At 72.3% G+C, this 5606-nt stretch carries 5 protein-coding genes; 2 read left to right on the top strand and 3 right to left on the bottom strand.

Going from position 1 to position 5606, the window contains the following annotated elements; genetic code table 11:
* Positions 1-130 precede the first annotated feature (130 nt).
* Positions 131-667 (bottom strand): DUF4245 domain-containing protein, encoded by a 537-nt coding sequence (locus ACFWWQ_RS07115; protein ID WP_384591653.1) that lies wholly within the window; start codon positions 665-667, stop codon positions 131-133.
* Between the two features lie 204 nt (positions 668-871).
* Here ACFWWQ_RS07115 and glpX point away from each other — a divergent pair, with 204 nt between their 5' ends.
* Positions 872-1903, top strand: coding sequence for a class II fructose-bisphosphatase (gene glpX, locus ACFWWQ_RS07110; RefSeq protein WP_384591428.1), 1032 nt, complete (start codon positions 872-874; stop codon positions 1901-1903).
* A gap of 83 nt (positions 1904-1986) precedes the next feature.
* On the opposite strand, the gene ACFWWQ_RS07105 is transcribed toward glpX, so the two are convergent.
* Entirely contained in the window at positions 1987-2346 is a 360-nt protein-coding gene (locus tag ACFWWQ_RS07105; protein ID WP_030288011.1) for a WhiB family transcriptional regulator, read from the bottom strand.
* 280 nt (positions 2347-2626) lie between these two features.
* A complete protein-coding gene (locus ACFWWQ_RS07100; RefSeq protein WP_384591424.1) occupies positions 2627-3460 on the bottom strand; it encodes a DUF1707 domain-containing protein in 834 nt (277 codons plus the stop codon).
* Positions 3461-3743: 283 nt separating this feature from the next.
* Here ACFWWQ_RS07100 and ACFWWQ_RS07095 point away from each other — a divergent pair, with 283 nt between their 5' ends.
* Positions 3744-5441: a fumarate hydratase gene (locus ACFWWQ_RS07095; protein ID WP_384591421.1), complete on the top strand. Its 1698-nt coding sequence runs from the start codon at positions 3744-3746 to the stop codon at positions 5439-5441.
* Positions 5442-5606 lie beyond the last annotated feature (165 nt).

Genomic DNA, 5606 nt, shown 5'->3' with positions numbered 1-5606 from the left:
ACCGACCCCGAGGCGGCCGACCCCGCCCCCCCGCCGGCCCCCCGCCGCGGGGGGCCGCGGATACCCCGGGCCCGGCCGCCCCCGGCCGGGGTGCGGCGGCCTTCGTCGTCTCTCCGGGGCGCGGGCCCGGTCAGCCCTTCTTCGCCACCAGGGCCGCCGCCAGCTCGGCGAGGCGGCCGTACGGCGCGGTGCCGGTGACCACCGTCGTCACACCGGGCTCCTCGCGTACCAGCGCGTTGTACTTCTCGCCCTTGTAGCGGTTCCACTTCTTGCTGCCGACGGCCTGCTCGCCCTTGGCGCGCGTGGCGCCGAGCGTGACGTCCTGGATGAACTTCTCCGCGGGCGCGTCGCTCTGCTCCACCGCCGCGTACTGCTCCTCCGGGTCGAGCAGCCCCAGATGCCAGGCACCGCCCTTGCCGTCCTCGGTCGCGCGGTACGACACGGAGGTCGCACGCCAGGTCTTCGGCAGCCCCTCCGGCGCGGCGACCGGGTACGGCGCCGCCCGGCGGGCCGTGGCGATCTCGACGCGGGTGTCGACGGTCTGGACCGCGTTCATCTCCGCGGTGCCGCTGTCGTCGTGCGGGATGAAAAAGTAGATCGCCGCGACGAGCACGCCGATCACCGCCAGCGACAGGATCATGTCCCGTACCGTTTGTCTGCCTCGCATTCCAGCCACGTCCCTATCGTCCCCCATGGCCCGGACGATCAGGACACGGCCCCCGCGGCACCAGGGAAATGCCCCGGGTGCGGCCCGTTCCCGACGGTCGCCGCACCGCTCATGCGAAGGCCCGCCTGCCCAGTTTCGCGGCGTACCGATAAAATCGTAGACACCCTCAGACCTGCGGCAGTAGCCGTACAGAAAGGTGCGCTCGTGTCCGAGCATCAGCTCCCGTCCCCCCTAGAGGTCAGCCCCGAGGCCCCCGACCGCAACCTCGCGCTGGAGTTGGTCCGGGTCACCGAGGCCGGCGCCATGGCGTCGGGCCGGTGGGTCGGGCGCGGTGACAAGAACGGCGCCGACGGTGCGGCGGTCAGGGCGATGCGCGCCCTGATCCACACCGTGTCGATGGACGGCGTGGTGGTGATCGGCGAGGGCGAGAAGGACAACGCCCCGATGCTCTACAACGGCGAACGCGTCGGCGACGGCACCGGCCCCGAGTGCGATGTGGCAGTCGACCCGGTGGACGGCACGACGCTGACCGCCAAGGGCATGGCCAACGCCGTCTCCGTGATGGCCGTCGCCGAGCGCGGCTCCATGTTCGACCCGTCCGCGGTCTTCTACATGGACAAGCTCGCCACCGGCCCCGAGGCCGCCGACTTCGTCGACATCAACGCGCCCGTCGCGGTGAACATCAAGCGCATCGCCAAGGCGAAGCGCTCCGCCGTCGAGGACGTCACCGTCGTCATCCTGGACCGGCCGCGCCACGACGGCCTGGTCAAGGAGGTCCGGGAGGCCGGCGCCCGCATCAAGTTCATCGCGGACGGCGACGTCGCCGGCGCGATCATGGCCGCCCGCGAGGGCACCGGCGTCGACCTGCTCCTCGGCATCGGCGGCACCCCCGAGGGCATCATCGCGGCCTGTGCGCTCAAGTGCATGGGCGGCGCCTTCCAGGGCAAGCTGTGGCCCAAGGACGACGCGGAGCGGCAGCGCGCCCTCGACGCCGGGCACGACCTGGACCAGGTCCTGGCCATTGACGACCTCGTCAAGGGCGACAACGTCTTCTTCGTCGCCACCGGCATCACCGACGGCGACCTGCTGCGCGGCGTCCGCTACCGCGCGGACACCGCCTACACGCAGTCCCTGGTGATGCGCTCGAAGTCCGGCACGATCCGCCAGATCGACTCGCAGCACCGGCTGTCGAAGCTGCGCGCGTACAGCACGGTGGACTTCGAGCGCCCCAGCTGATCCGGGCGGCGGGCGGCGCACCGCGTGCGTCCCGGCGGGAGCCGTTCGGCTGCTCCCCGGGACGCGCGCCGTGCCGCCCGCGCTCAGCCCGCGGCCGGCATCCGGGTCTGACGCGGGATATCGGCCTCGCGACGGCGTCGCCGGGTGAGGACGACGCGCCGCTCGGCGGCGGTCAGGCCGCCCCAGACGCCGTACGGCTCGGGCTGGAGCAGGGCGTGCTCCCGGCATTCGAGCATCACGGGACAGCGGGCACAGACCCGCTTCGCCGCCTCCTCGCGCGCCAGCCGGGCGGCGGTGGGCTCCTTGGACGGGGCGAAGAAGAGTCCGGCCTCGTCCCGGCGGCAGGCGGCCTCGGCATGCCAGGGGCCGGCCTCGTCACGTGAGGGGACTCGCTGGGACGGGACGGCAGCGGCGGCCTGCAGGGGCTGTTGCGGTAGCAGCACGGTCTACTCCTGACGACGGCTTCGGCGAAGTGGGCGGCACCCTGGTCCGTCCCTCTGCGCACGGCTCTTCGCAGCCCGCCGCCGTACGAGAGACGATGCCCCCAGCCCTACCCGCTGTACCCGCGCTTATGCACACCGTGGTGATCGGGAAGGGGGCTCCGGGGCGCCACCGCGAGGCGGTCCGGACGCCGTCGTACGGCGGGCATCGCGGGCCGCCCCGGGGACGCCTACGCCGCGCCGGACCGCCCTGGGCCACTGGGCCACCCCGGGCCGCCCGCCCTCAGTGGCCGTCCTTGCGGAAGCGGTCGTGGCGGTCGTACCGCTCCGCTCGCCGGGCCTCGTGGCGGTCGCGGCGGTCCTCGCGCAGCTGCTCGCGGAGCTGATGGCGGTCGTCGCGCAGCTTGCCTATGAGGTCGCGGACCCAGACGCCGCGCTTGGGCCTGGCCTCCACGCTGCCGAGGACTGCGTAGCCGTTGACCTGGACGACCGGGGCGTCCGGCTCGACCGCGTCGTTGGTCGCCACCTCGAAGGAGCCCAGCACGCCGGATCCGCTGCTGCGCAGGGTGAGGTTCTCCGGGACGCGGATCTCGACGCTGCCGAAGATCGCGGTGACGTTGATCTGCACCTGCTGCTGTGGGAAGAGCGCCTCGGTCAGGTCGATCTCGACGCTGCCGAAGATCGCCACGGCGTTGATCCGCGCCGGGACCCGCCAGCGGCCCTTACGGGTCGAGGCACTGAAGACGGCGACCAGGCTCTGGTCCGGCACCGGCGCGGCGTGCGCCTCGGCGGCGGGCCGCTGCGGCGCCGTGTGGCCCGCGTGGCCCGGTGCGGGCAGGTCCCGCACCATCGGCTCCAGCTCGCCCAGGGTCTTGGCGCGGTAGACCACGTCGATCCGCTCGGCGTGCTCCTCGGCGTCCAGCCGTCCCTCCGCCAGCGCCTCCCGCAATATCTCGGCGATCCGGTCGCGGTCCGCGTCCGACGCCCGGAGGTCGGCCTCGGCGACGGGCTTGGTCATGTCGACCGGCCGCCGCTCCTGACGCGCGGGCTGCCGACCGCTGTCGTCGCGCGGTCCGGCGGGGGTCGCGGGGTCGGTCCCCCGGTTGTCAGCATCCACGGCCCCAACATACCCAAACGCGATACATCGCGAACAGGGATTCGAGGCATCCGGTCACGTCGGGGCACATCTCCGGGGCGCCTCAGGGACCGGCCTCAGGGACGCCTCGGGGCGGGCGTCCGGGGCGCGTCAGGGCGCCCCTCAGGGGCGCACCGCCGCCCCTCGTACGCCCCCAGGGCAACTGAGCCTTACCTCACAGCCGTCGCGTCCCGTCAGGGTTCTACGCTGGTCGGTGCTGCCGCAGATGCCAGCGGAACCCCCTGTCGAGTGAGGAATGGCCCCCATGCCCCCCGTCTCCCGCCCCTCCGGCCCCGCATTCGCCTACACCGATCTGCTCCCCGTAGGCGCGGACACCACCCAGTACCGCCTGGTCACGTCGGAGGGCGTGAGCACCTTCGAGGCGGACGGCCGTACGTTCCTCAAGGTCGAGCCGGAGGCGCTGCGCAAGCTGGCGGCCGAGGCGATGCACGACATCGCGCACTACCTGCGCCCGACGCACCTCGCGCAGCTCCGCAAGATCCTCGACGACCCGGAGGCCAGCGCCAACGACCGGTTCGTCGCGCTGGACCTGCTGAAGAACGCCAACATCGCGGCGGCGGGCGTGCTCCCGATGTGCCAGGACACCGGCACCGCCATCGTCATGGGCAAGCGCGGCCAGCAGGTCCTCACCGAGGGCGGCGACGAGGAGGCGCTCTCGCGCGGCATCTTCGACGCGTACACCCAGCTCAACCTGCGGTACTCGCAGATGGCCCCGCTGACCATGTGGGACGAGAAGAACACCGGCTCCAACCTCCCGGCGCAGATCGAGCTGTACGCGAACGACGGCGACGCCTACAAGTTCCTCTTCATGGCGAAGGGCGGCGGCAGCGCCAACAAGTCGTTCCTCTTCCAGGAGACGAAGGCGGTCCTCAACGAGACCTCCATGATGAAGTTCCTGGAGCAGAAGATCCGTTCGCTGGGCACGGCCGCCTGCCCGCCGTACCACCTGGCGATCGTCGTCGGCGGCACCTCCGCCGAGTACGCACTGAAGACCGCCAAGTACGCCTCCGCGCACTACCTGGACGAGCTGCCTGCCGAGGGCTCGCCGACCGGCCACGGCTTCCGGGACAAGGAGCTGGAGGAGAAGGTCTTCGAGCTGACGCAGAAGATCGGCATCGGCGCGCAGTTCGGCGGCAAGTACTTCTGCCACGACGTGCGCGTGGTGCGCCTGCCGCGGCACGGCGCGTCCTGCCCGGTGGCCATCGCGGTGTCCTGTTCGGCGGACCGTCAGGCGGTCGCGAAGATCACCGCCGAGGGCGTCTTCCTGGAGCAGCTGGAGACCGACCCGGCGCGCTTCCTGCCGGAGACCACCGACGAGGAGCTGACCAAGGGCGCGGGCCCGGACCTCGACGCGGTGAAGGTCGACCTGAACGGTCCGATGGACGAGATGCTGGCCGAGCTGACCAAGCACCCGGTCAAGACGCGGCTGTCGCTCACCGGCACGCTGGTCGTCGCCCGTGACATCGCCCACGCGAAGATCAAGGAGCGGCTGGACGCCGGCGAGGAGATGCCGGAGTACCTGAAGAACCACCCGGTGTACTACGCCGGTCCGGCCAAGACGCCCGAGGGCTTCGCCTCCGGTTCGTTCGGCCCGACGACCGCGGGCCGGATGGACGCGTACGTCGAGCAGTTCCAGGCGGCCGGCGGCTCGAAGATCATGCTCGCCAAGGGCAACCGCTCCCAGCAGGTCACCGACGCCTGCGCGGCCCACGGCGGCTTCTACCTCGGCTCCATCGGCGGTCCGGCGGCCCGCCTCGCCCAGGACTGCATCAAGAAGGTCGAGGTCCTGGAGTACGAGGAGCTGGGCATGGAGGCGGTCTGGCGGATCGAGGTCGAGGACTTCCCCGCCTTCGTCGTCGTCGACGACAAGGGCAACGACTTCTTCCAAGACCCGGCGCCCGCGCCGACGTTCACCAGCATTCCGGTGCGTCAGGGGGCGTAGTCGCCAGGGGCGTACGCGGGTGCCGCGCGCGCCCCGCGCAGCCCTTGGCACGCCCCGCCGGGGGGGGGGGGGGGGGGCCGCCCCGGGGGGGGGGGGGCGCGGGGGCGGCGCGTCATAGACACCCCCCCCCCGCGGGGCGCAGGGCGCCTCGACAGCAGAGCGCTG

It is taken from the genome of Streptomyces sp. NPDC059080 (assembly GCF_042739975.1).
GTDB lineage: Bacteria > Actinomycetota > Actinomycetes > Streptomycetales > Streptomycetaceae > Streptomyces > Streptomyces benahoarensis.
Note: the sequence above shows the minus strand (reverse complement) of the source record. Positions and strands in the feature narration are given on the sequence as shown.

Coding starts and splice junctions, on each gene's coding strand:
- ACFWWQ_RS07095 (WP_384591421.1), top strand. CDS start 3,744: ATGCCCCCCGTCTCCCGCCCCTCCGGCCCCGCATTCGCCTACACCGAT.
- ACFWWQ_RS07115 (WP_384591653.1), bottom strand. CDS start 667: ATGCGAGGCAGACAAACGGTACGGGACATGATCCTGTCGCTGGCGGTG.